This is a genomic window from Micromonospora sp. GCM10011541 (assembly GCF_042650725.1).
GTDB classification, from domain to species: domain Bacteria; phylum Actinomycetota; class Actinomycetes; order Mycobacteriales; family Micromonosporaceae; genus Micromonospora; species Micromonospora sicca.
Genome location: NZ_JBHSBP010000105.1, coordinates 1 through 22,382 on the forward strand (window position 1 = coordinate 1; position 22,382 = coordinate 22,382).

The window sequence follows — 22,382 nt, forward strand, 5'->3', positions numbered from 1 at the left end:
GTCCTGCACCTGACTGTCCAGATCGTCAAACGCACCGAGCCGGGCTTCGTCGTCCTGCCCCGCGCGGGCGGTCGCCGCCATCCGGTACCGCTCCTCGGCCTCCGCCGTCGCGTACGTCATCCGCTCGGCGTCGGTCAGGGTGACCCGTACCTCGGTGCACTCGGCCGGGGCGATCCAGCCCTGCGACTCGATGTCCTTCCACGGCGCGTCGTACCGCTTGGGGCCGATCAGGCTGAACACGTCACCCTCCGCATCGAAGTCGCGGTCAGGCCGAGCCGGCGGCGGGCCTGGAGGTCCGCGGTGAAGAGAGGTTGGTTGAAGGTCACCAAGGTAAGCGCCCGGCCCAGGATCGGATGATCCTGGGCCGGGCCGGATTCGTCTGCGCGTCAGTCGAACGCGGCGGCGAACATGCCGGGCTGGTAGGAACCTCCCTGCTGGTGCACGATCACGGCGAGCCGGTTGGCTGCGTTGATCAGGGCGACCAGGGAAACCAGCGCGGCGATCTGGTCGTCGTCGTAGTGCTTGCTTACCTGCGCCCAGGTCTCGTCGGACACGCCCTGGTGGGCGTCGGCGAGCCGGGTGCCCTCTTCGGCGAGCGCCAGCGCGGCCCGCTCGGCCTCAGTGAAGACGCTGGACTCGCGCCAAGCGGCGACCAGGTGGAGCCGGACCGCGGTCTCGCCGGCGGCTGCGGCCTCCTTGGTGTGCATGTCGATGCACCAACCGCAGCCGTTGATCTGGCTGGCCCGCAGCGACACCAGCTCCTGCGTGGACTTCGGCAGCGGCGACTGCTGGATCACCATGCCGGCGTTGGCGAACCGCTTGAAGAACTTCGTGGCGATCTCGTTGTCGAACATGTTGAATCGGGCGTCCATGGTTCCGTCCTTCACTCGTGGTGTTCGGTGGACGAACACGAGATGCCGGCGATCGGAGCCCTGTGACGGCGCGGCCAGGTGACGGCCGCCACAGCCCGGAGGTGTCACACGACGGCGGGATCCGGCATCTGGTGGACGACACAGTCGAGAGCGAACGGGAGTCACCCATGGTGGGCACGCCGCGGACCGCAGCCGACGATCGAGACCGGGGCATCGGCCGTGACGACCGCGCGGATCCCGCAACCGAGGCGTTCCTCGCCCACCGCAACCTGCTGTTCACCGTCGCGTACGAGATGCTCGGCTCGGCCGCCGATGCGGAGGACATCCTGCAGGAGACGTGGTTGCGGTGGTCGGGCGTCGATCTCGGCACGGTGCGGGACCACCGCGCCTACCTTGTCCGGATCACCACCCGCCAGGCACTCGGCCGGCTGCGTACGCTCGGCCGCCGCAGAGAGTCCTACGTCGGCTCCTGGCTGCCCGAGCCGCTGCTCACCGCGCCCGACGTGGCCGAGGACGTCGCGTTGGCCGACAGCGTCTCGATGGCGATGCTGCTGGTGCTGGAGACGCTCGCGCCGACCGAACGGGCGGTGTTCGTGCTGCGCGAGGTGTTCGACGTCGGGTACGACGAGATCGCCGAAGCCGTCGACAAGAGCCCGGCCGCGGTCCGTCAGATCGCACACCGGGCACGGGCACACGTCGCGGCGCGCCGGCCGCGCCGGGTCGTCTCGGCGGCCGAGACGCGGGACGCGCTCGATGCGTTCCAGTCGGCGGTCGAAACCGGCGATCTGCAGAGCCTGCTCGACATCCTCGCACCGGACGTCGTCCTTCTCGGCGACGGTGGTGGAGTCAAGCAGGCCGTCCTGCGGCCCATCGTGGGGGGCGACAAGGTCGCACGCCTGCTGGCCGGCGGCTGGGGCCGGGTCGCCGACATCTCCTCGCTGCGGCCGGCGCAGGTCAACGGCTACCCGGCGCTGATCCTCCGGCTCGACGGAGAGCTCGACACTGTCCTGGCCGTGCGCATCGACGACGGCCTCATCACCGGACTCTACGCCGTGCGTAATCCCCAGAAGCTGTCGTACATGGAGCGGGAGACCGTCCTGAGCCGCTGAGTCGGCAGCGGACGCGCGGCCGGCTGATTCGTTTACGACATCAGCTCCAAAGCGCGCCCGACAGACACCTGCGCCGGGCCGCGCGTCAGTCCACGCTCCGGAGCTTCGGGCCGAGAGAGGCGTCAAACAGGGTCGTGGTGCCGGGAGACCGGATCAAGCAGCGGCGATTTCCCGGTCCTGCTTGAGCGCGGCCCTCCCGCCCTTACTGGTCTTGCCGGCACCGCCGGCCGCACCCCTCTTCGGTGCCAGCTGCGACACGCGCTGCGGGGAGATACCAAGAAGCGCGCCCGCGTCGCGGACCGTGTAGCCCTTCGCGAGTAGTGCGCGTGCGGCAGTGACCGTCGCCTCGTCGGCGGACTCCTCGGCCTTGCGCAGGGCGCTCCGGGCCTTGCGGGCGCGGGTCACCTCTTCCGGCAGGTCGGGCTGCACGTCGACATCGAAGCTGTGCGGGTCGACGTCGAGCATGAGGGCGATGGCTTCACGTGCCATTCCTTCGACCTGGTCGAGACGACGAGCCTGAGAGAACACGCCCTTGATCTCCGGCACGGTGATCGCCCACCAGGCGCCCGAGCGTGCGCATCTGACCGTGTACTTCATCGACGAGCGCCCCCTTCACCTCAAGCCCAGGCTGCGCAGGATACCCCGCGCGGTGAGTTCGTTGATCTCCTTGTGTCGTGGTATGACGACGGCCCAGACTATGTTCAAGGCGCCTTCGGGACGAGCCGCTGAGGAGGCCGTGTGATGCAGCCCGACGCCCGTCCCGACACCACGCGCTACACCTACCGGGTCACCTGGTCGGCCGAGGATCACGAATTCGTCGCCACCTGCGCCGAGTTCCCGTCCCTCTCCTGGCTCGCGCCTTCCCAGATCGAAGCTTTGCAGGGGCTTGAGGAACTGCTTCGCGAGGTCATCGCCGACATGAAGGAGCAGGCGACGCCGTGAGCCTCCTCGGGAGGCCCCGCATCGCCTGACGGGTACGGTCAGTCGACGGTCGGGAGCTTCGGCCCCAGGACGTCGTCGGCGTCCACGATGGTGTAGGCGTACCCCTGCTCGGCGAGGAACCGCTGTCGGTGGGCGGCGTACTCGGTGTCGATGGTGTCCCGGGAGACCACGGTGTAGAAGTGCGCCTGCCGGCCGTCGGACTTCGGCCGGAGGACCCGGCCGAGGCGCTGCGCCTCCTCCTGCCGGGAGCCGAACGTGCCCGACACCTGGATCGCCACCGCCGCCTCGGGCAGGTCGATGGAGAAGTTACCCACCTTGGAGATGACGAGCGTGCGCAGCTCGCCGGAGCGGAATGCGTCGAAGAGCCGCTCCCGCTCCTTGTTGGTGGTCGAGCCCTGCACGATCGGGGCGTCCAGGTACTCGCCGAGCTGGTGCAGCTGGTCGATGTACGCGCCGATCACCAGCGTCTGGTCGCCCTTGTGCCGGTCCACCAGGGCCTTCACCACCGGCAGCTTGGTGCGGGCGGTCGCCGCCATCCGGTACCGCTCCTCGGCCTCCGCCGTCGCGTACGTCATCCGCTCGGCGTCGGTCAGCGTGACCCGTACCTCGGTGCACTCGGCCGGGGCGATCCAGCCCTGCGACTCGATGTCCTTCCACGGCGCGTCGTACCGCTTCGGGCCGATCAGGCTGAACACGTCGCCCTCCCGGCCGTCCTCGCGGACCAGCGTCGCCGTCAGGCCTAGCCGGCGGCGGGCCTGGAGGTCCGCGGTGAACCGGAAGATCGGCGCGGGCAGCAGGTGCACCTCGTCGTAGATGACCAGGCCCCAGTCGCGGGCGCCGAACAGGTCCAGGTGGGTGAAGGCGCCCTTTTTCCGCGAGGTGAGCACCTGGTACGTGGCGATGGTGACCGGGCGGATCTCCTTGCGCTCGCCCGAGTACTCGCCGATCTCGTCCTCGGTCAGCGAGGTGCGCGCGACCAGCTCGCGCTTCCACTGCCGGCCGGCGACCGTGTTGGTCACCAGGATCAGCGTGGTCGCCTTCGCCTCGGCCATCGCCGCCGCCCCGACCAGCGTCTTGCCCGCGCCGCAGGGCAGCACCACCACGCCCGACCCGCCGGCCCAGAACGCCTCCACGGCCTCCCGCTGGTACGACCGCAGCGTCCACGGCTTGCGCCCGTCCTTGCCGGCCTCGGCCAGCTCGATCGGGTGCGCCTCGCCGTCGACGTACCCGGCCAGGTCCTCCGCCGGCCAGCCCAGCTTCAGCAGCGCCTGCTTGAGTCGGCCCCGCTCAGACGGGTGCACCTGGATCGTGTCGTCGTCGATCCGGTCGCCGAGCATGCCGGCGAGCTTCTTGCTCTTCGCCACCTCGACCAGCACCAGCCGGTCCAGGGCGCGCAGCACCAGGCCGTGCGCCGGGTCGTTGGCGAGCTGGAGCCGGCCGTACCGGTCCATCGTCTCGGCCACGTCGACCAGCAGCCCGTGCGGCACCGGGTAGCGGGAGTACTTGATCAGCGTGTCCACCACGCCCTCGGCGTCGTGGCCCGCGGCCCGGGCGTTCCACAGCCCCAGCGGCGTCAGCCGGTAGGTGTGCACGTGCTCGGGGGAGCGCTCCAGCTCGGCGAACGGCGCGATCGCCATCCGACAGGCCTGCGCGTCCGGGTGGTCGATCTCCAGCAGCAGAGTCTTGTCCGACTGCACGATCAGTGGTCCACCGCTCACGCCAGCGTCCTCTCCCTTGCCGGATTTCCGCGCCCGTCGGCCGGCTGACCTGCCGAAGGCGGACCATCCAGTGTTGCACGCGGAAGGGTGACCGGAAAAAGTCACGCGCGACAGGCAACGTGACGGTCTTCCCGTACGTCTAGCAAGCGGGACAACTGTCCAGGGGAGGGCCCATGCTGCGTGTCCGGTTTGTCGCTCGGGTCGTCGCCCTGGGAGCGGTCCTGCTGGTCGGCGTCGGTGCGTGCGCGCTCGATCCGCAGGGTGACGGATCCGGCGCCGCCGCGCCGGCCCCCGTCGGCCTGACGGAACGGGCATCGGGGGCGAGCGCGACGCCCGCGCCGGACCCGACCACCGGTCGTCCGACTCCGCAGCCGAGCCGGACGACCACGCCGAAGCCGAGCCGGACGGCGAAGCCGAGCGCCACGCCGAAGCCGAGCAGCTCGGGCTTCACCGGCTGCCCGCAGGGGGACCGGCAGCGGGACGTGGAGACGTACCTGGCCCGGCTGGGCGGGTTCGGGAAGCTGACCGTGGACGGGAAGCAGTCCGCCGCCGACTGCGCCGCGATCAAGCGGTTCCAGCGCCGGTACGGAATCAGCCCGGCCGAGGGCCGCGCCGGCCCCACCACGTACGACGTGGCGCGGCGGCTCGCCACCACCGACGTACGCCGCTGCCGGGCCGGCTCCGGGCTACCTTCTGCGTCGACCTGACCCGGCAGACGGTCTGGGCGATGCGGGGCGGCAAGGTGATGCTCGGCCCCACCGTCACCCGCACCGGCATGGCCGGGTACGCGACCCCGGCCGGCACCTACCACGTCGGCGGGCGGAACCTGCGCGAGTGGTCCAACCCGTACGAGGTGTGGCTGCCGTACTGGCAGCAGTTCAACGGCGGGATCGGCTTCCACGAGACCACGACGTACCTGCACAACGGGGCGATCGGCTCGCACGGCTGCGTGAACCTGCTGCACGCCGACGCGGTCCGGCTCTGGGAACTGGGCTCTATCGGCACCCGGGTGGTCGTCCTCGGCCGCCGCCCCGGCACCTGAGGTCGGCCCGAGGCGTGACCGGGCCGACCGGATCGGGGTTTTGTCCCCTGTCACCGCCGTCCGCCGGGTGACACGCTGGAGGTCAGGTCAGGTCCGGACCGGACGGGGGTGGGAGATGACGGTCGACCACGACGCGATCCCCGAAGGAGATCGGACACCGGCCCCCGAGGTCTCCACGGCCGCCCTGGTCGGCTACGCGGCGGCCGCCGTCGGCCTGGTCGGCTGGTTCCTCTTCGGGCTGCTGGTGCAGCGGCAGGGCTTCGTGGACTCGGTCGGCGAGTCGGCCGGCGCCGGGTTCGCGCTGCTGCTGGCCGTCTCGGTGATCGGCACGGTCCGGCGCAACGGGCGCTGACCCGGCGGTTCAGTCCTCCAGCACCGCCGCGGTGATCCGGTGCAGCGCGAAGGTGTGCAGCATCTCCGTCCGCTCGTCCTCGGCGCGCAGGTAACCCGCCCCCATCGACACCGGCCGGACCAGCCGGGACGCGGTCGCCCCGTGCGCGTCGACGTACCCGACCCAGACCAGCGCCCTGTCGCGGACCGCCTGCTGGAGCACCGCGAGGGCCTCGCTGTGCCCGGGCGCGGGCGCCGGCCCGGTGCGCGCCGCGGCGCCGCGGACCACCGCCGGGGCCCGCCGGGCCGCCCGCGCCGCCGCCTCGCCGCGCCGGATCTGCTCCACCACGCCGCGCAGCCGGGGCAGCGCCAGCTTCGGCGCCGCCAGCGGGTCGAGGGCGCGGGTCGACACCAGCACCCGGGCCGGCGCCCGCCGGGTCTTCGGCCGGGCCAGCACCGCCGCGCCGCTGGCGTCCTCCGGCACCGGCGCGTAGCCGGCGTCGCGCAGCGCGATCAGCATCCGCCCCACCTGGTACGGGGTGGAGAGCACCGTCGGCGCCAGCCGGCGGAACGCCAGCGGCTCCAACCGCCGATCGGCCAGCACCTCGGTGAGCAGCGCCTCGTCGTCGCTGCGCACGTAGCCGCCGGCGGAGCCGACCCGCAGCCCGCCGTGCTTGCGCGCCACGTCGTCCACCAGGTAGGTCAGGCCCTGGGGGATCGGGGTACGCGACCGGCGGCGGAACAGCTTGTGCAGGTCGTCGGCCGAGTAGCCGGCGTCCAGGGCCCGCCGGACGCTGGCCGTGGTGACCCGGTGCACGCTCGCCCCGCCCGCCGACTCGTGCTCGGCCACCACCTCCAGTTCGGCGGCGAGCGCCGGGTCCGGCGGGCCGGGCACCACCACGGTCAGGTCGGCCTGCACCAGGAAGTGGTCGACCGGGGCGGGGAGCAGGGCGTCCAGCGCGCGGACCGCGGTCGACGGCTCGCCCGACTCGGCCTCGGAGCGCAGCCCGAGCGGGTCGTCCGCGCCCCGCCCGTCGGCCTCGGTCACGTCGGACAGCAGCAGCCGCCCGTACGAGGTGAGCGCGCCGAGCCCGGTCACGCCGAGCTGGGCCGCCTCGGCCAGCACCTCCCGGTGCGCGGTCTCCCGGCCCCGGCTGCGCCGCGGCGCCCGCCAGTCCAGCACCTCCAGCATCTCGTCGGGGGTGGGCGCGGTCGCCGGTTCCAGGTCGGCCAGCACCCCCAGCACGGCCCGGCGGGCGGCCGGGGCGCCGGCCCGTTCCGCCTCGGCGGAGAGCACCGAGATCGGGCGGTCCCGGTCGTCCCGCTGGCCCACCAGGCCCACCTGACGGGTCATGGTCAGCCAGGCCCGGGCCAGCTGCTCCCAGCGCTGCGCGAGCGAACTGGCCCGCCACACCTCGTACCCGCCGGTGGGCAGGACCTGCTGGTCGCCGCCGTACCGGGTGGTGGCGCTGCCGGTCAGGTCCAGTTCCCCGAGCAGCCCGGCCGCGTACGCCACCTCGAAGAGCAGCGCGGTGGTCGCGTCGTCCAGGCCGAGTCCCCGGGCCAGCCGGCGCAGGTCGCGGACGCCGACGCCGCCGGAGCGGAGCACCGGGGCCGGCTCGGCGGCGAGCGCCTCCAGCAGCCCCTCGGTGTGTCGGACCACCTCCATGGTCTGCCCGGCTCCGGCGGAGTCGACGGCCTTCGGCTCACGCGGCGGGCTGGACACCACGGGCGGGCTGGTGCGCAGCGGGCCGAGCGGGCCGCTGTCCCGGCGCAGCAGCAGGCCCACCTCGCGGGGAAGTTCGACGGTGCCGCCGTCCTTGCCGCCCGAGATTCGCACGAGCAGCCGGTGGTCGACCAGCCAGCGGATCGGGGAGCCGGTCGGTGCGCCGCCGTTGGTGGCGTCCGGGGGCAGGCTGTCCTCGGCGCCGACGGCGGGGGCCTGCAGCGCGCCCGGGGGCACGCTGCCCACCGGCGGGCCGGCCGCGAGCCGGTCCAGGATCGCCCGCGCGGAGGGGGGTGCGGCCAGCAGTGTCCGGCGCAGCTTCGCCGGGTCCGCGCAGAGGGCCGCCGCGCGCGGGTCCAGCTCCGCGGCCGGTCGGCCCAACCCGGCCGGGTACGGGGCCACCTCGTCGACGCCGCCCACCACGCGCAGGTCGTGTTCGGGGCCGTACAGCAGGAAGAGCGCGCGGAGCCGGTTCACCGCGGCGCGGACGGCCGTCGGGGCGGTCAGGTGCGGGCCGGCGGTGGCCATCGCCAGGATCGCGTCGGTGGCGGTGCTCCCGGACTCGGGGTCGCGGGTGAGCCGGGCGGCGTCGAGGATCTGGAGGGTGAACTGGTCCAGCCCGTCGAGGGCGCGGGCCACGGAGACCCGGGACTGGGCGCGGATGGCCAGGGCGGAGATGTCGGCCGGCACCGGCACGACGAGGTCCGGCCGCAGTTGGAGCAGGGCGGCGAGGGACTCGTCGGGGAGGGTCCGCAACTGGTCGGCGAGTGAGGTGGTCATCGTCGTTCCACGCTAGCCCGGCGGGGGGCCGTCCCGCCCCTCGGACGTCCGGCTCGGCCGGGTTGGGCGGGTACGTTCTCGGCATGCCTGCTCTGATGGTCGGATTCGACCTCGACATGACCCTGGTCGACTCGCGTCCCGGGATCGCGGCGGCCTACCGGGCCCTGACCGCGCAGACCGGCGTGTACGTGGACGCCGACGCGGCGGTGTCCCGGCTGGGCCCGCCGCTGCGTACCGAGATCGGCCGGTGGTTCCCGCCGGAGCGGGTGGAGGAGGCGGTGACCGCGTACCGGGAGCTGTACCCGGCGTACGCGATCACGCCGACCCTGCCGATGCCCGGTGCGGAGGCGGCGATCGACGCCGTGCACGCGCGCGGCGGCCGGGTCATGGTGGTGACCTCGAAGATCGGCCGGCTGGCGAAGCTGCACCTGGACCACCTCGGCCTGGCGGTCGACGAGCTGGCCGGGGACCTGTTCGCGGCGGAGAAGGCGACCGCGCTGCGGGAGCACGGGGCCACCCTCTATGTCGGGGATCACGTGGCGGACATGGCGGCGGCGCAGGCGGCGGGCATCCCGGGCGTGGGAGTGGCGACCGGTCCCTGCTCGCCGGCGGAGTTGTCGGCCACCGGTGCGTACCTGGTGCTGGACGATCTCACCGGATTCCCGGCGGCGCTGGACCGGATCATCGGGCTAGCCTGGGAGCAGTAGACGTCTCGAGCGAAGCAGGGGTTCTCAGGTGCCGACGGGTCGAGTGAAGTGGTATGACGCGGCCAAGGGATACGGGTTCGTCACCAGTGACGAGGGTGGCGACGTGTTCCTGCCCAAGGGCGCGCTACCGGCGGGCGTCAGCGACCTGAAGGGTGGTCAGCGGGTCGACTTCAGCGTGGTCGACAGCCGCCGGGGCGCCCAGGCGATGGGGGTCAAGCTGCTGGAGGCGCCGCCGTCCGTGGCGGAGCTGCGCCGCCGGCCGGCCGAGGAGCTGCACGGCCTGGTCGAGGACATGATCAAGGTGCTGGAGGCGAAGGTCCAGCCGGACCTGCGCCGGGGCCGCTTCCCGGACCGGAAGACCGCGCAGAAGGTCGCTCAGCTGGTCCACGCGGTGGCCCGCGAGCTGGAGGTCTGAGGGACGAGCCCGGCGTCGGCGGCCCGGCCCAGCAGCGCCTCGACGGCGGCGAAGCCGGCCTTCCCCAGGTCGGCGGTGAACTCGTTGACGTAGAGGCCGATGTGCTGGTCCACCACGTCGGGCTCCATCTCCTGCGCGTGGGAGAGCACGTACTCCCGGCTGGCCTCCGGGTCGGCCCACGCCTGGCGGACCGACTCGCGGATCCAGGCGGCGGCCTCGACCGGGTCGACGGTGCCCTTGCGGGCCAGGATCGCGCCGAGCGGGATCGGCAGGCCGGTGTCGCCCTCCCACCACTCGCCGAGGTCGACCAGCGCGGTCAGCCCGTGCCGGGGGTAGGTGAACCGGGCCTCGTGGATCACCAGTCCGGCGTCGTACCGGCCGGCGGCGACGCCCGGCATGATCTCGTGGAACGGCACCACCTCGATCCGCGCCGGCGGCCGCTCCGCCGACCAGAGCCGGAAGAGCAGGTACGCGGTGGTCCGCTCGCCGGGCACCGCCACGGTGGCGCCGGAGAGGTCGGTCCGGTCGCCCCGGGTGAGCACGAGCGGGCCGCAGCCCCGGCCGAGCGCCCCGCCGCAGGGCAGCAGGTGGTAGTCGTCCAGCAGCCACGGCAGCGCCGCGTAACTCACCTTGACCAGGTCGAACGCCCCGCGCTCGGCGGCCGTGTTGGTGACGTCCACGTCGGCGTAGGTCACCTCGACCGGCGGGGCGCCGGGCACCCGCCCGTGCACCAGGGCGTCGAAGACGAACGTGTCGTTGGGGCAGGGCGAGATCGCCAGAGAGAGCGCCACGCCCCCACGTTAGCCCCGCCCTCTCCCGCCCTCCCGCCCGCCCGTCCCGCTGTGAGCCCGCCCGCCGTCTCGCCCCGCCCCGCCCCGCCACCGCGAGCTCGCCCGCCGCCACCTGCCTGCCCGCCCCGCCGTCACCTGCCTGCCGCCCCGCTGTCACCGGGCTCCTCGTCGGCGGCCATCCCCGGCCTTCGGCAGCCACCGATCCGATCATCGGCATCGCCGTCCGGCGCGCGAATGCGTGGACCGGAACGTCTATCTCAGACGCTACGAAGCTGATGACGTAGATGGATCAGGCAGCTCGGCTGCCGGTCCAGCCGGTCCAGCCGGTCCAGCCGGTCGAGCCGGTCCAGCCGGTCGAGCCGGTCCAGCCGGTCGAGCCGGTCGAGCCGGTGCGTGGAGGTGAGTCACCTACGTCATCAGCTTCGTAGCAGGTTCTCACGCCATCGTTGTCCCCAGCGCCGGCCGTTTTCCACAGGCTTGCCCACAGGCTTTTCCACAGGCTCCCGGCGGGTGTTGAAGGCGGATGCGGCGGAATGGAGCATGCCGGTGTGACGGAGTTCAGGCCACCGGTCGACCTCGGGGTGACTTTGCGGGCGTTGCGCCGCCAGGCCGACCTGAGCCAGCGACAACTCGCCGAGCGGTCCGGGGTGCCGCAGGCGACGATCGCCCGGATCGAGTCGGGCCGGACGGCCGACCCGAGCTTCCGTACCCTCGAACGGCTCGTGGACGCGGTCGGCGGCGGCGTCGTCATCTCCGTCGCCGGGACCTCCTCGGCCGCCTCGACCGCTGCGGAGGAGGCCCGTTCGCTGCCGGCCGTGCCGCACGAGGAACTGCGGGACGCCGCGGGGCGGCACTGCCCGGCCCACCTGGACGCCCGAGAGGTACGCGAGCCGCGGGACTGGCCGGGCGCCTGGTGGGCGCACTGGCACGACCTTCCGCCTCAGCGGTGGCCGATGGCGTTGCCGGCCGTGACCTACGTACAGGATCGGGGCGAGCGGGATCGGCGGCGGCGGGGCGAACGGGTCCGGCGGGAGGTCCGGGTCCGGCGCTTCACGGGCGGGGGCCTGCCCGCGACCTCGTGGCGGTTCCTCGCCGAGCTGCCCGACGGGGAGCTGGTCGGCGAGCTGCGGGCGCACGAGCGCAGCGTCGACCTGCTGCTCGGGTACGACCTGGACGACCGGCGGGAGCTCGTGCTCGACGGCGTCCTGGTCGCCCCCGGACGGCGCCTGCTGGGCATCGGGCGCCGGCTGGTGGAGGCGCTGCGCGCCGAGATGGACTGCGTCGGTGTCGCCACCGTCCACGCGGTCGCCGAGTTCGGCGGCGCCGCCTTCCTGCGGGCCTGCGGTTTCCAGGTCGAGTGGCACCGGCCTTCGGCGCTCCGGCTGGACCGGTCGGTCAGCGCAGGGCGGCGGCCGCCTCGGTGAGGGCCGCGAAGGCCTCCTTCATCCGCCAGGCGCCCCGGTCCCGCGGTCCGATCGGGTTCGACACGGTCCGGAGCTCGGCGAACGGCAGGCCGGCCTGGGCGGCGGCGACGGCGACGCCGTACCCCTCCATGGCCTCGGCCACCGCGTCGGGGTGCCGCTCGGCCAACGCCGCGGTGCTTGCGGTCGTGCCCGTCACCGTGCTGACCGTGAGCACCGCGCCGACCGTCGCCGCCGGCAGCGCCGTCCGCAGCGCCGCGAGCAGCCCGGGGTCGGCGGGGACGGTCACGCCGCCGCCCAGCAGCTCCGCCGGCATGCCCAGCTCGTCGACCGGGATGAAGCCCTCCGGCGACTCGGCGCCGAGGTCCGCCGCCACGCTGCGGGTCGCCAGTACGGTCCCGCCGACCGCCACCCGACCGGCGAAGCCGCCGGCGATCCCGGCACTCACCACCGCCCGGTACGGGCGTCCGGCCGCCTCGGCCAGCGCGAGCAGCCGAGCGGTGGCGGCGCCGGCGACCGCCGGGCCCACGCCGACCGGGACGACGGTGACGGTGGGCTCGGTGAGGCCCGCCCGCAGGGCCGCCGCCTCGGCCGGTACGGCCGTCACCACGAGCAGACCGGTCACGCCATCGGTCCCCGGGGCTCCCGCCGGTTCTCGTCCTCGGTCCCGCCCGGCCCGCCGACGGAGGAGGAGGGACGGTAGATGTGGTAGCCCGGCGGGGCCAGACCGTCGTCGTCGACCGGGGCCGGCGTACCGCCGGGGGCCGGTGAGGTGGGCGTGGGATCGGCGAACTCGCCCTGCGGGTTCCCGGTCCTCAGCGGCCCGGTCTGCTCGGCGGTCAGCTCGTCGTCGCCGAGCGGCCGCCCGACCAGCCGCTCGTTGCGCAGCCGACCGGCCACCACCAGTGCCCGCGCGGCGACCAGGGCCGCGACGCCGGCCACCACCGCGACCCCGATCCGGCCGGTGAAGGGGACGAGCCCGAGCCCGCCGCCGGCCACGAACGCGAGCATCAGCGCGGTCTCCGAGTGGGCGAACGAGCTCGCGCGCAGCCGCTCCGGGATCCGCTCCTGGATCGACGCGTCGACCGCGAGCTTGGCGATCCCGCTCATCAGGGAGGTCACCAGGCAGAGCAGCGCCACCATGGGCAGCGAGAACTTCAGCGCGGCGAGGACCGCGACGCCGCCCACGATGAGCGTGCCGCTGGACTGGATCGCGGCCGGCCGGTGGATGCGCAGCCGGGTGCCGACCGCGGTGGCCAGGAAACTCCCCCCGACCAGCGCGCCGCCGACCAGGGCCAGCGCGCCCTGGGCGCCGAGGGTACGACCGAAGAAGTCGGTGGTCAGGTCGCCCGCCTTGATCGCGAAGGCGAGGAAGAGCAGCAGGAAGCCGTACACCCCGCGCAGCGCCGCCGCCCCGATCAGCGTGGCGATCACCAGCCGCCCGGCCGGGCGGCCCCGGCCCAGCGGCCGTTCCCCGTCCCGCTGGCGCAGCGCCCGCAGCGGCTGGGGCACCCGCTCTGGCGGCTCCGAGTCGGCGCGCGGCGGCAGGCGCAGCGAGATCACCATGCCGACCAGGAAGATCAGCGAGGCGACCCGGAGCGGCCACTGCGCCCCGAACCAGAACGCGGCCAGCCCGATCGGGGCGACCAGCGCCCCGGCCACCGTGCCGTAGACGCTGGCCCGGGCGCCGACCTGGGACAGCCCGATCCCCTCCGGCAGCAGCCGGGGCACCGCCGCCGAGCGGGCCACCCCGTACGCGCGGGACAGGGCGAGCACGCCGAACGCGGCCGGGTAAAGGCCGAAGCTGCCGATGTAGTCCGAGATCAACCAGGCGAGGAAGGCCCGGCCCAGCATCGTCGCCGCCAGGGCGTACCGGCGGCCGTGCCGGAAGTGGTCGAGCAGCGGCCCGACCACCGGGGCGAGCATGGCGAACGGCACCATCGTCACGAGCAGGTAGAGCGCGACCTTGTTGCGGGCCTCGCCGAGCGGCACGTCGAAGAAGATCGTCCCGGCCAGGCCGATCGCGATCAGGGTGTCCCCGGCGCAGGAGAGGGCGTGCAGGTCGAAGAGGCGGACCATGCCCACCTCGTTGCCGGCGCTGCGCGCCCGGGCCGACCCGGCCCGGCGGGTCATCCAGCGTCCGCCGGTGACCGAGCCGCGGAGCAGCAGGCGGGTGGCGCGGATGCCCGTGCCGACGGTCCGCCCGAGGACGGACCGCCCGGAGCGGGAGGACAGCGGCATGTGCACCATCCTCGCCCATCTGATCCACGTGTGCCCCACCACCCGGTGAGAACGACTCCGGGGAGTGCCTGTCGGTCGACCGTGGGCATGGGGAACAATGGTCGGGTGACCAGGCCCGCCTCCGCCCGTGCCGCCCGCCTCGACCAGGTCTGCGCCGCCGCCGTCGAGGTGGCCCGCGCCGGCATCACCGAGGTGGATCCCGCCGACGTCGGCGACCACCTGCAGGCCGTCGCCGAGGGCGACCGGCTCGTCACGCACTACTTCGAGTGCCGGCTCGCCGGCTACCGCGGCTGGCGCTGGGCCGTCACGGTGACCCGGGTGCCGCGCAGCCGCCACGTCACCATCTGCGAGACGGTCCTGCTGCCCGGCCCCGACGCGCTGCTCGCCCCGGGCTGGCTGCCCTGGCAGGAGCGGCTCAAGCCGGGCGACCTCGGCCCCGGCGACCTGCTGCCCACCCCGCCGGACGACGAGCGGCTGGCCCCCGGCTACGTGCTCTCCGACGACCCCGCCGTGGAGGAGACCGCCTGGGAACTCGGGTTGGGCCGGCCCCGGGTGCTCTCCCGCGAAGGCCGCACCGAGGCCGCCCAGCGCTGGTACGAGGGCGACCACGGCCCCTCCGCCCCGATCTCGATGGCCGCGCCGGCCGCCGCCCGCTGCGGCACCTGCGGGTTCTACCTGCCGCTCGCCGGCGCGCTCCGGCAGTCCTTCGGCGCCTGCGGCAACTTCTACGCGCCGGACGACGGCCGGGTGGTGAGCGCCGACCACGGCTGCGGCGCCCACTCGGAGACGCTGGTGGAGGCGGCCGAGACCCCGGTCGACGAGCTGCCCACGATCTACGACGACAGCGCGGTCGAGGCCGTGTCGGTCAGCCGGGCCCCGGGCTCGGTGGAGTCCGCCGAGCCGGCGGAGCCGTACGGCCACTCCTGAGCGTCAGTCCTGACCGGCCGCCGCCCGGCGGCGGCGCCGGTTGGCGTCGTGTCGCATCATCACCGCGAGACCGGGAAAGCCCCACAGGAATCCGGCCAGGCAGGTCCAGAGCCAGTTCTGGTGCCCGTGCTCGGTGAGCCAACCCCGGCAGAAGATCAGCAGGACGAGCCCGACCACCGCCCAGCCGACCAGCCCGGCGACGGCGATCGGCACCATCGGGGGGTCGAGGGGTTCGGGCCGCGGCGGTTGCTCTTCTGGCACGGGGAAAGGGTACGCGATGACCCCTTCCCGCCGGCCGGGTGATCTGGGACGATGCCCGCGACCGACGGCAGATCATCTGCGAGGACCTGATGGCCATTGCCCCGCCGGACGGCGGCACCCCACCCGATCCCACGCACCCCCGCAACCCGGTCGACCGCTTCTTCGAGATCTCCGCCCGCGGTTCGACCACGGGCCGGGAGGTACGCGGCGGCCTGGCCACCTTCTTCACGATGGCGTACATCGTGGTGCTCAACCCGCTCATCCTGGGCGGCGCCGTCGACGGTGACGGGCGGAAGCTCGCCATCCCCGCGCTGGCCGCCGCGACCGCGCTGGTCGCCGGCCTGATGACCATCCTGATGGGGGTCGTCGGGCGGTTCCCGATGGCGCTGGCCGCCGGCCTGGGCGTGAACGCGCTGGTCGCGTTCGAGATCGCACCCGAGATGACCTGGGCGGACGCCATGGGCCTGGTGGTGATCGAGGGTGTGGTGATCGGTGTCCTCGTCCTCACCGGGCTGCGTACGGCGGTGTTCCGCTCGGTGCCGACCCAGCTGAAGACGGCGATCGGCGTCGGCATCGGCCTGTTCCTGACGATCATCGGCCTGGTCGACGCCGGTTTCGTGCGGCGGGTGCCGGACGTGGCGAACACCACCGTGCCGGTCGGCCTGGGCATCGGGGGCAAGCTCGTCAGCTGGCCGACGCTGGTGTTTGTGGTCGGCCTGCTGCTGACGCTGGTGCTGGTGGTGCGCCGGGTGCGCGGGGCGATCCTGGTCGGCATCCTCGCCTCCACGGTGCTGGCGATCGTCGTGGAGGCGGTGGGGCACATCGGTCCGTCCTTCGTGAACGGCCGGCCCAACCCGAAGGGCTGGGCGTTGAACGTGCCGACGCTGCCGGAGAAGGTCGTCGACGTCCCGGACCTGTCGCTGCTCGGCAACTTCGACGTGCTGGGTTCGTGGAGCCGGGTGGGCTGGCTGGTCCCGCTGATGTTCGTGTTCACCCTGCTGATCACGGACTTCTTCGACACCATGGGCACGATGGTCGCGATCGGCCAGGAGGGCGGCATGCTCGACGAGCGGGGCACCCCGCCGCGGGCGAAGGAGATCCTGCTGGTCGACTCGATCGCCGCGGCGGCGGGCGGCGCGGCCAGCGTCTCCAGCAACACGTCGTACATCGAGAGCGCGGCGGGGGTCGCGGAGGGCGCCCGGACCGGGGTAGCCAACCTGGTCACCGGCGGCCTGTTCCTGCTGGCGATGTTCCTGGCGCCGCTGGCGGTGATCGTGCCGTTCGAGGCGGCGTCGACGGCGCTGGTGGTGGTCGGCTTCCTGATGATGACGGCGGTCCGGACCATCGACTGGACCGACTACGAGATCGCCATTCCCGCGTTCCTCACCATCGTGCTGATGCCGTTCACCTACTCGATCTCGAACGGCATCGGCGCGGGCGTCATCACCTACGTGCTGGTGAAGTCGGCGCGGGGGAAGGCGCGGGAGATCCACCCCCTGCTGTACGGAGTGGCGGCGCTGTTCGTGCTGTACTTCCTGCGCGGGCCGATCGAGTCCGCGGTGCGGTAACTCATATTCCTCCTGGTGAGCCTGGTCATAACGCATGTCGTTAGCCAGGCTCATTAGTTAAGCTAACGATTGTGACGGAGCGGACGGTGACGGCGAAACGCGTGCCACCGGCGCAGCTGGCCCCTCAGCTGCGTGATGCGATCACCCGGTTCAACCGGCGGGTCCGACGGGCCCGACCGGTCGGCGACCTGACGGTCACCCAGCTCTCCGCGCTCACCAGCCTCAAGCTGGCGGGCGCGCTGACGCCCCGGGAACTGGCCGACATCGAGCGGGTGCAGCCGCCGACGATGACCAAGATCGTCGCGAAGTTGGAGGAGCGCGGCCTCGTGCAGCGCACCCCCCATCCGACCGACGGTCGACAGGTCATCCTGGCGGCGACCGAGGGGGGACTTGCGGTGCTCGACCAGTTCGAGCGGGCCCGCAACGAGTGGCTGGCCAGCCGGCTGGCCGCGCTCACCGAGGAGGAACGCGACACGCTGCGGCGGGCCGCGGAGATCCTCCAGCAGCTCGCTCGCGCCTGAGGCCGCCCGCGTCGTGCGGTCCGCCCCGTCCATGGTGGATGAGGCGTACCCGACCGCGAGGAGGCGCACCAAGAGTGCAGGCCAAGCTGAGCACGATGTTCCAGTCCCTACGAGTCCGCAACTACCGACTCTTCGCCACCGGACAGCTGGTCAAACTGATCGGCGTCTGGATGATGTTCATCGCCCAGGACTGGCTCGTCCTCGAGCTCTCCGACAACTCCGCCACCGCGCTCGGTGTGGTCACCGCGCTCCAGTTCACTCCCGTACTGCTGCTCACCCTGCTCTCCGGCCGCCTCGCCGACCGGTACGACAAGCGGCTGCTGCTCTTCGTCGCCAACGCGTTCTGGACCGTGCTGGCGCTCGGGATGAGCCTGCTGGTGATCACCGGGCTGGTGCAGCTCTGGCACGTCTTCGCGTTCGCCGCCCTGCTCGGCGTGGCCAACGCGGTGGAGACCCCGGTCCGGCAGGCGTTCGTCTCCGAACTGGTCGGCATGCCGCTGCTGCCGAACGCCCTCTCGCTCAACGCGGCGGTGTTCAACTCCGCCCGGATCATCGGCCCGGCCCTCGCCGGCCTGGCCATCGCCGCCTTCGACGTGGGTCCGGTCTTCCTCTTCAGTGCGCTCAGCTCGATCGCCCCGCTGGTCAACGTGGTCCGGATGCGTCCCGCCGAGCTGCACCGCAAGGACCTCCCGCCGGTGGGCCAGCGCGACCAGGCGAAGGTGGTCGACGGCCTGCGCTACGTCTGGCGCCGCGCCGACCTGCTGTTGCCGATGGCACTGATGTCGGTGGTCGGGATGAGCCTGTTCAACTTCCAGCTCACCCTCGCCGCGCTGGCCAAGACCGTCTTCAACACCGGCGCCGCCTCGTTCGGCCTGTTCAGCACCGCCCTCGCCTGCGGCGCGCTGACCGGCGCGCTGGCCGGTACCGGGCGGCGCAGCCGCCCCTCGGTCTGGCTGGTGCTCGGCGCGGCGGTCGGCTGCGCCAGCTTCGGCACCCTGGTCGGGCTCGCGGGGGCGTACTGGCTGGTGGTGGCGCTGCTGCTGCCGACGGGCTTCTTCATGGTCTTCTTCGCCCAGGCGGCCAACCAGCGGGTCCAGCTCGGCGTCGACGCCGCCTTCCGCGGCCGGGTCATGGCGCTCTGGGTGCTGGTGTTCCTGGGCACCAACCCGGTGGGTGCGCCGGTGATCGGCTGGGTGGCCGAGACCTACGGCGCCGGGGCGAGCATCTGGATCGGCGGGCTGATCTCGCTCGCCGCCGCGCTGCTCGCGCTCACCTGGCAGCTGCGCCGCTCCGGCGCCCGGCTCCGGATGCGGGTGCTGCCCATGCCGCGTTTCTACGTGGTGTCGCCCACCGGCGAGTGACGCCCGCGATCGCCCTCGAAAGACCGGTTCCCGTTGCGGGGGCCGGTCTTTCCCCATTCATTCGCGTCCGGATAACGGCAATCGGGTGGCGGGCGGTCACGGCGGGGCTTAGCGTCGATGTGTGGGATTGGGGCGGGGGCTGCTGCTGATGTTGGCGATCCTCGCCGTCTGCTGCCTGCCCGCCGCCTTCGCGCTGCTGTTCTGCGCCGACGAGATCATGGATCGGGTGGCCTGCCGGTGGGCCGAGTGGCGGGAGCAGCGGAGCGAACGACGCGCCATCGCCGGGCTGGACCGGGCCATCGAGGCGGACGCGCTCACCCGCGACATCGACCTGACCGAGTTCGACCGGGACGGCCGGCGCCCGTTGGAACAGATCGCCGCTGACCTGCGTCGCCTCGGCGGGCACCGGCTCGCCGCCGTCGAGCGGTCGGTGGTCTGGCACGGCGCGGTCATCGACGCGTACGACGAGCGGCTGCGGGCCGCCTGCCGGGCGCTGGGCATCCCCGAGCACCTGGCCGAGCTGGAGGGCGTGGACCGGGAGATCGAGCGGGTCCGGGTGGAGGGGCTGCTGCACGCCGCCGGCATCACCCTGCCGACCGCCCGGCCGGGGCACCGCCAGCGGCACCGCTGAGCGGGATCCCGATGCGGCTGTTCGTCGCGGTCTACCCGCCTCGACCGGCGGTCGACGACCTGACCGCCCGGGTGGCCGAGCTCCGGGTGGGCGCTGCCTTCGCCGCCGGCACCAACGTCCGGCTGGCCGACCCGACCCACGCCCACCTCACCCTCGCCTTCCTCGGCGACGTCGAGGAGGAGCGGCTGGTCGACGTGGAGAGCGCGCTCGGCCTGGCCGCCGAGACGTTCCGGGACGGGCGGGACAGCTCACCCCGGCTGCGCCTCGGCGGCGGGGGCAGCTTCGGGCGGGGCCAGTTCACCGTGCTCTGGGTGGACCTCCGGGGTGACGTCGAGGCGCTGGCGACGCTGGCCCGGCTGATCCGGTTCGGGCTGCGCCGGGCCCGGCTGCCGCACGACGAGAAGCCGTTCCGGGCGCACCTGACCATCGCCCGCCCCGGCGATCGGATCGATCGCGCCGACGTGCTCGCCGACCGGGAGACCCTGGCCGGCTACCTGGGGCCGGAGTGGCCGGCGAGCGAACTGGTCCTGGTCTGCAGCCACCCGGGCCCCCGACCGACGTACGACCGACTCGCCGCCTGGCCGATCTGACCACCCCACCCCACCCCCCGCTCCCAGCGCGCGATCTTGCAGTTGGCGCCCGGGCAAAAGCGCGCAAATAGCGCGAATCAGGGGCACAAGCTGCAAGATCGGCGCGGGCGGGGGTGAGGGCGGGACGGGGAGGGGGGGAGGGGGGTTACCAGGCCCAGGCCTCCGGGCCCGGGCCGCCGTTGCCGATCGGAGGGAACAGGTCGTCGAGGCGCTTCAGCGTCGCCTCGTCGAGGTCGACCTCCAGCGCGCCGAGGGTGCGGTCGAGCTGGTCGAGCGTGCGCGGGCCGATGATCGGGGCGGTCACCCCCGGGCGGGAGAGCAGCCAGGCCAGCGCCACGTCGGCCGGGTCGTGGCCCAGGTCGGCGCAGAGCTTCTCGTACGCCTCGATGGTGGGCCGGTGCTCGGCGAGCGCGTCCGCCGCACGGCCGCTGGCGCCGCGCGCCGCACCGCCCTCGGCCATCTTCCGGAGCACCCCGGCGAGCAGCCCGCCGTGCAGCGGCGACCAGGGGATGATGCCGAGCCCGTAGTGCTGGGCGGCGGGGATCACCTCCAGCTCGACGTGCCGGGTCAGCAGGTTGTAGATGGACTGATCGGCGACGAGGCCGAGGAAGTTGCGCCGGCCCGCCGCCGCCTGCGCCTGCGCGATGTGCCAACCGGCGAAGTTGGACGATCCGACGTAGATGACCTTGCCCTGGGCGACCAGGGTCTCCATCGCCTGCCAGATCTCCTCCCACGGCGTGGTCCGGGAGACGTGGTGCATCTGGTAGAGGTCGATGGTGTCGGTCTGCAACCGGCGCAGCGACTCCTCGCAGGCCCGGATGATGTGCCGGGCACTCAGCCCCTGGTCGTTGGGCCAGTCGCCCATCTTGCCGTAGACCTTGGTGGCCAGGACGACCTTGTCGCGGCGGCCGCCGCCCTGGGCGAACCAGCGGCCGATGATCTGCTCGGTGATGCCCTCACCGAGCTGCCAGCCGTAGACGTTCGCGGTGTCGAAGAAGTTGATCCCGTGTTCCAGCGCCCGGTCCATGATGGCGAAGCTGTCCGGCTCGGTGGTCTGCGGCCCGAAGTTCATGGTGCCGAGGCAGAGCCGGCTCACCGACAGGCCGGTGCGTCCCAGGTTCGTGTACTCCATGGGTCCACCCTGGCACGCGGGCACTTAGAGTGCCTTACGACAACTCCAGTTCGGCTGACGGCCATAATTCGGCCTCCGCGCCGGTTGGCGGCGCTCCGGACCGAATGAAGGCCGGTCTGACGCCGCGCTGCGACCTGGAGTCGTCGCGCGTGACCGGGGTGGACGATGGATCAGGAGGACTCGCGGGCCGCGGGACCGGTGCCGAAGAGGACGTCGTCCCAGCTCGGCAGCCGCTTGCGCGGCTTGCCGGTGGCGTCCGTGGACTCGGCGCCGCCGGCGGCCGCCGCCGCACCCGTCCGCCGCGGCCGGAGCACCGCCAGCGACGGTACGGCCGGGATCTCCTTCGGCGCGTCCGAGTCGTCGTCGAACGCCGAGCCCTGACCGCCGCCGAGCAGGGCCGCCGCGCCGCCGGCGACCGCCCGCTGGCGGGGTGCGTCCTGCGCGGCCGGCGAACGCGGGTCGAGCCCGCGCCCCGAGCTCGCGCCGAGCGGCCGGTCCAGCGAGGCGAGCAGCGCGTCCCGGCCGGCCCGGATCGGGTCCCGACCCGGACGGGCGTGCTCGCCCGCCGACGGCAGGCCGTGCCCGCCCCGGCTGGGCTCGCCACGGGACGGCCCGGGCAGCGCGTGACCGCCCCGCTCCGGCGCCGGCTCCTGGCCGAGGATCGGAGTGGGACGCTCGGCGCACAGGTATTGCGCCATGTCGTCGTGCGGGGTGACGTTCTGCCGGAGCTTGTCGAGATACCAGACCGCCTGCGCGGTGGCCTTGCCCGACGGCCAGGTGGCGATGATGCGCCAGGTGCCGTCGTCGCGCCGGTACGCGTCCCAGGAGATCTTCTCGGTGTCGATCCCGTGCTGGGCCAGCCGGCCGTTGACGACCTCGGCCAGCGGGGTCGGCTTCTCCGCGCCCTTGAGCCGGGTGCGCCGGGCGTGCTGGGCGAGCATGGCCCGCTCCTGGAGCACCGGGCCGGCGTAGCGCAGGACGCGATCGACCGGGACACCGGCGATCCGGGCGACGTCCTCGGCGGACTCGCCGGAGCGGATCTTGGCCTGGATGTCCCGGGGGGAGAGCGACGGCATCGGGTCGGCGGCGGTGGGCACCACCGCGAGGGGGGCCGCGCCGGGCTCGGCGTGCAGCGCCGAGGCGATGCGTTCGTCGATGGGGAGGGCGAGCAGGCGCCCGACCTCGTCGGCGAGCACCAGAGCCTGGCCGTCCTCGGAGAGGGCGACGAAGCGTACTGGGCGCATGGCGTTGCCTCCGTCCCGCTTCGCTGGCCGTCACGCCACGAGCCGGCCACCCG

The 22,382-nt window shown here is 73.4% G+C and carries 24 protein-coding genes and 1 pseudogene; 14 read left to right on the forward strand and 11 right to left on the reverse strand.

The features are described from left to right. Nucleotides 1–305, reverse strand: a pseudogene (locus ACFOYX_RS35240) (hypothetical protein); the annotation flags it as partial. An 81-nt stretch (nt 306–386) separates the two neighbouring features. Then, a complete protein-coding gene (locus tag ACFOYX_RS35245; RefSeq protein ID WP_322443957.1) occupies nt 387–872 on the reverse strand; it encodes a carboxymuconolactone decarboxylase family protein in 486 nt (161 codons plus the stop codon). 167 nt (nt 873–1,039) lie between these two features. Here ACFOYX_RS35245 and ACFOYX_RS35250 point away from each other — a divergent pair, with 167 nt between their 5' ends. Then, nucleotides 1,040–1,981 carry an RNA polymerase sigma-70 factor gene (locus ACFOYX_RS35250; protein WP_322475177.1) on the forward strand — a complete coding sequence of 314 codons (942 nt, stop codon included), beginning with the start codon at nt 1,040–1,042 and terminating at the stop codon, nt 1,979–1,981. Between the two features lie 153 nt (nt 1,982–2,134). Here the strand turns inward: ACFOYX_RS35250 and ACFOYX_RS35255 are convergent, their stop codons facing one another. After that, nucleotides 2,135–2,578, reverse strand: coding sequence for a hypothetical protein (locus ACFOYX_RS35255; RefSeq protein WP_322443955.1), 444 nt, complete (start codon nt 2,576–2,578; stop codon nt 2,135–2,137). 141 nt (nt 2,579–2,719) lie between these two features. On the opposite strand from ACFOYX_RS35255, the gene ACFOYX_RS35260 reads away from it, so the two are divergent. Then, nucleotides 2,720–2,923: a hypothetical protein gene (locus ACFOYX_RS35260; RefSeq protein ID WP_322443954.1), complete on the forward strand. Its 204-nt coding sequence runs from the start codon at nt 2,720–2,722 to the stop codon at nt 2,921–2,923. A 38-nt stretch (nt 2,924–2,961) separates the two neighbouring features. Here ACFOYX_RS35260 and ACFOYX_RS35265 read toward each other — a convergent pair whose 3' ends face one another. After that, the gene (locus ACFOYX_RS35265) at nt 2,962–4,641 is read right to left on the reverse strand and encodes a DNA repair helicase XPB (RefSeq protein ID WP_322443953.1); all 1,680 of its coding nucleotides are present in this window, start codon (nt 4,639–4,641) and stop codon (nt 2,962–2,964) included. 173 nt (nt 4,642–4,814) lie between these two features. On the opposite strand from ACFOYX_RS35265, the gene ACFOYX_RS35270 reads away from it, so the two are divergent. The 3 genes from ACFOYX_RS35270 to ACFOYX_RS35280 all read left to right on the forward strand — a co-directional run bounded on the left by ACFOYX_RS35270 (nt 4,815) and on the right by ACFOYX_RS35280 (nt 6,035). Beyond that, nucleotides 4,815–5,348: a peptidoglycan-binding protein gene (locus ACFOYX_RS35270; protein ID WP_377534785.1), complete on the forward strand. Its 534-nt coding sequence runs from the start codon at nt 4,815–4,817 to the stop codon at nt 5,346–5,348. 20 nt (nt 5,349–5,368) lie between these two features. Further along, nucleotides 5,369–5,683: a L,D-transpeptidase gene (locus ACFOYX_RS35275; RefSeq protein ID WP_377534786.1), complete on the forward strand. Its 315-nt coding sequence runs from the start codon at nt 5,369–5,371 to the stop codon at nt 5,681–5,683. A 115-nt stretch (nt 5,684–5,798) separates the two neighbouring features. After that, on the forward strand, nt 5,799–6,035 hold the full coding sequence (locus ACFOYX_RS35280) for a hypothetical protein (protein ID WP_322443952.1): 237 nt from the start codon (nt 5,799–5,801) through the stop codon (nt 6,033–6,035). Nucleotides 6,036–6,044: 9 nt separating this feature from the next. Here the strand turns inward: ACFOYX_RS35280 and ACFOYX_RS35285 are convergent, their stop codons facing one another. Further along, nucleotides 6,045–8,519 carry a helicase-associated domain-containing protein gene (locus ACFOYX_RS35285; RefSeq protein WP_322443951.1) on the reverse strand — a complete coding sequence of 825 codons (2,475 nt, stop codon included), beginning with the start codon at nt 8,517–8,519 and terminating at the stop codon, nt 6,045–6,047. An 83-nt stretch (nt 8,520–8,602) separates the two neighbouring features. On the opposite strand from ACFOYX_RS35285, the gene ACFOYX_RS35290 reads away from it, so the two are divergent. After that, nucleotides 8,603–9,226 (forward strand): HAD hydrolase-like protein, encoded by a 624-nt coding sequence (locus tag ACFOYX_RS35290; protein ID WP_322443950.1) that lies wholly within the window; start codon nt 8,603–8,605, stop codon nt 9,224–9,226. A 28-nt stretch (nt 9,227–9,254) separates the two neighbouring features. Then, nucleotides 9,255–9,641, forward strand: coding sequence for a cold-shock protein (locus tag ACFOYX_RS35295; RefSeq protein ID WP_109799597.1), 387 nt, complete (start codon nt 9,255–9,257; stop codon nt 9,639–9,641). Here ACFOYX_RS35295 and ACFOYX_RS35300 read toward each other — a convergent pair. Next, nucleotides 9,602–10,432, reverse strand: coding sequence for a 1,4-dihydroxy-6-naphthoate synthase (locus tag ACFOYX_RS35300; protein ID WP_322443949.1), 831 nt, complete (start codon nt 10,430–10,432; stop codon nt 9,602–9,604). The genes ACFOYX_RS35295 and ACFOYX_RS35300 overlap by 40 nt on opposite strands. Before the next feature lie 548 nt (nt 10,433–10,980). Between ACFOYX_RS35300 and ACFOYX_RS35305 the strand changes: the two genes are divergently transcribed. Further along, on the forward strand, nt 10,981–11,856 hold the full coding sequence (locus tag ACFOYX_RS35305) for a GNAT family N-acetyltransferase (protein WP_322440161.1): 876 nt from the start codon (nt 10,981–10,983) through the stop codon (nt 11,854–11,856). Here ACFOYX_RS35305 and ACFOYX_RS35310 read toward each other — a convergent pair. Together ACFOYX_RS35310 and ACFOYX_RS35315 are read right to left on the reverse strand one after the other, a co-directional pair. Beyond that, on the reverse strand, nt 11,828–12,478 hold the full coding sequence (locus tag ACFOYX_RS35310; protein ID WP_322440160.1) for a futalosine hydrolase: 651 nt from the start codon (nt 12,476–12,478) through the stop codon (nt 11,828–11,830). The two genes, ACFOYX_RS35305 and ACFOYX_RS35310, sit on opposite strands and share 29 nt — an antisense overlap. Beyond that, on the reverse strand, nt 12,475–14,094 hold the full coding sequence (locus tag ACFOYX_RS35315) for an MFS transporter (RefSeq protein WP_322440159.1): 1,620 nt from the start codon (nt 14,092–14,094) through the stop codon (nt 12,475–12,477). Before ACFOYX_RS35315 ends, ACFOYX_RS35310 begins: the two co-directional genes overlap by 4 nt. 87 nt (nt 14,095–14,181) lie before the next feature. On the opposite strand from ACFOYX_RS35315, the gene ACFOYX_RS35320 reads away from it, so the two are divergent. Then, complete coding sequence (locus tag ACFOYX_RS35320) at nt 14,182–15,021, forward strand: DUF3027 domain-containing protein (RefSeq protein ID WP_109801036.1); 840 nt, start codon at nt 14,182–14,184, stop codon at nt 15,019–15,021. 3 nt (nt 15,022–15,024) lie between these two features. On the opposite strand, the gene ACFOYX_RS35325 is transcribed toward ACFOYX_RS35320, so the two are convergent. Continuing rightward, complete coding sequence (locus tag ACFOYX_RS35325; RefSeq protein WP_109801037.1) at nt 15,025–15,282, reverse strand: DUF2530 domain-containing protein; 258 nt, start codon at nt 15,280–15,282, stop codon at nt 15,025–15,027. A gap of 89 nt (nt 15,283–15,371) precedes the next feature. Here ACFOYX_RS35325 and ACFOYX_RS35330 point away from each other — a divergent pair, with 89 nt between their 5' ends. From ACFOYX_RS35330 to thpR, 5 genes are all read left to right on the forward strand, one after another. Further along, the gene (locus ACFOYX_RS35330) at nt 15,372–16,850 is read left to right on the forward strand and encodes an NCS2 family permease (RefSeq protein WP_109801068.1); all 1,479 of its coding nucleotides are present in this window, start codon (nt 15,372–15,374) and stop codon (nt 16,848–16,850) included. Between the two features lie 71 nt (nt 16,851–16,921). Continuing rightward, nucleotides 16,922–17,371: a MarR family transcriptional regulator gene (locus ACFOYX_RS35335; RefSeq protein WP_322440158.1), complete on the forward strand. Its 450-nt coding sequence runs from the start codon at nt 16,922–16,924 to the stop codon at nt 17,369–17,371. 74 nt (nt 17,372–17,445) lie between these two features. After that, complete coding sequence (locus ACFOYX_RS35340; protein ID WP_322440157.1) at nt 17,446–18,732, forward strand: MFS transporter; 1,287 nt, start codon at nt 17,446–17,448, stop codon at nt 18,730–18,732. A gap of 121 nt (nt 18,733–18,853) precedes the next feature. Then, on the forward strand, nt 18,854–19,363 hold the full coding sequence (locus ACFOYX_RS35345; RefSeq protein WP_322440156.1) for a hypothetical protein: 510 nt from the start codon (nt 18,854–18,856) through the stop codon (nt 19,361–19,363). A gap of 11 nt (nt 19,364–19,374) precedes the next feature. After that, nucleotides 19,375–19,953, forward strand: coding sequence for an RNA 2',3'-cyclic phosphodiesterase (thpR, locus tag ACFOYX_RS35350; RefSeq protein ID WP_322440155.1), 579 nt, complete (start codon nt 19,375–19,377; stop codon nt 19,951–19,953). Between the two features lie 145 nt (nt 19,954–20,098). Here thpR and ACFOYX_RS35355 read toward each other — a convergent pair whose 3' ends face one another. Together ACFOYX_RS35355 and sepH are read right to left on the reverse strand one after the other, a co-directional pair. Next, nucleotides 20,099–21,085 carry an aldo/keto reductase gene (locus tag ACFOYX_RS35355; protein WP_322440154.1) on the reverse strand — a complete coding sequence of 329 codons (987 nt, stop codon included), beginning with the start codon at nt 21,083–21,085 and terminating at the stop codon, nt 20,099–20,101. 170 nt (nt 21,086–21,255) lie between these two features. Further along, nucleotides 21,256–22,329: a septation protein SepH gene (gene sepH / locus ACFOYX_RS35360; RefSeq protein ID WP_322440153.1), complete on the reverse strand. Its 1,074-nt coding sequence runs from the start codon at nt 22,327–22,329 to the stop codon at nt 21,256–21,258. Nucleotides 22,330–22,382: the final 53 nt, after the last annotated feature.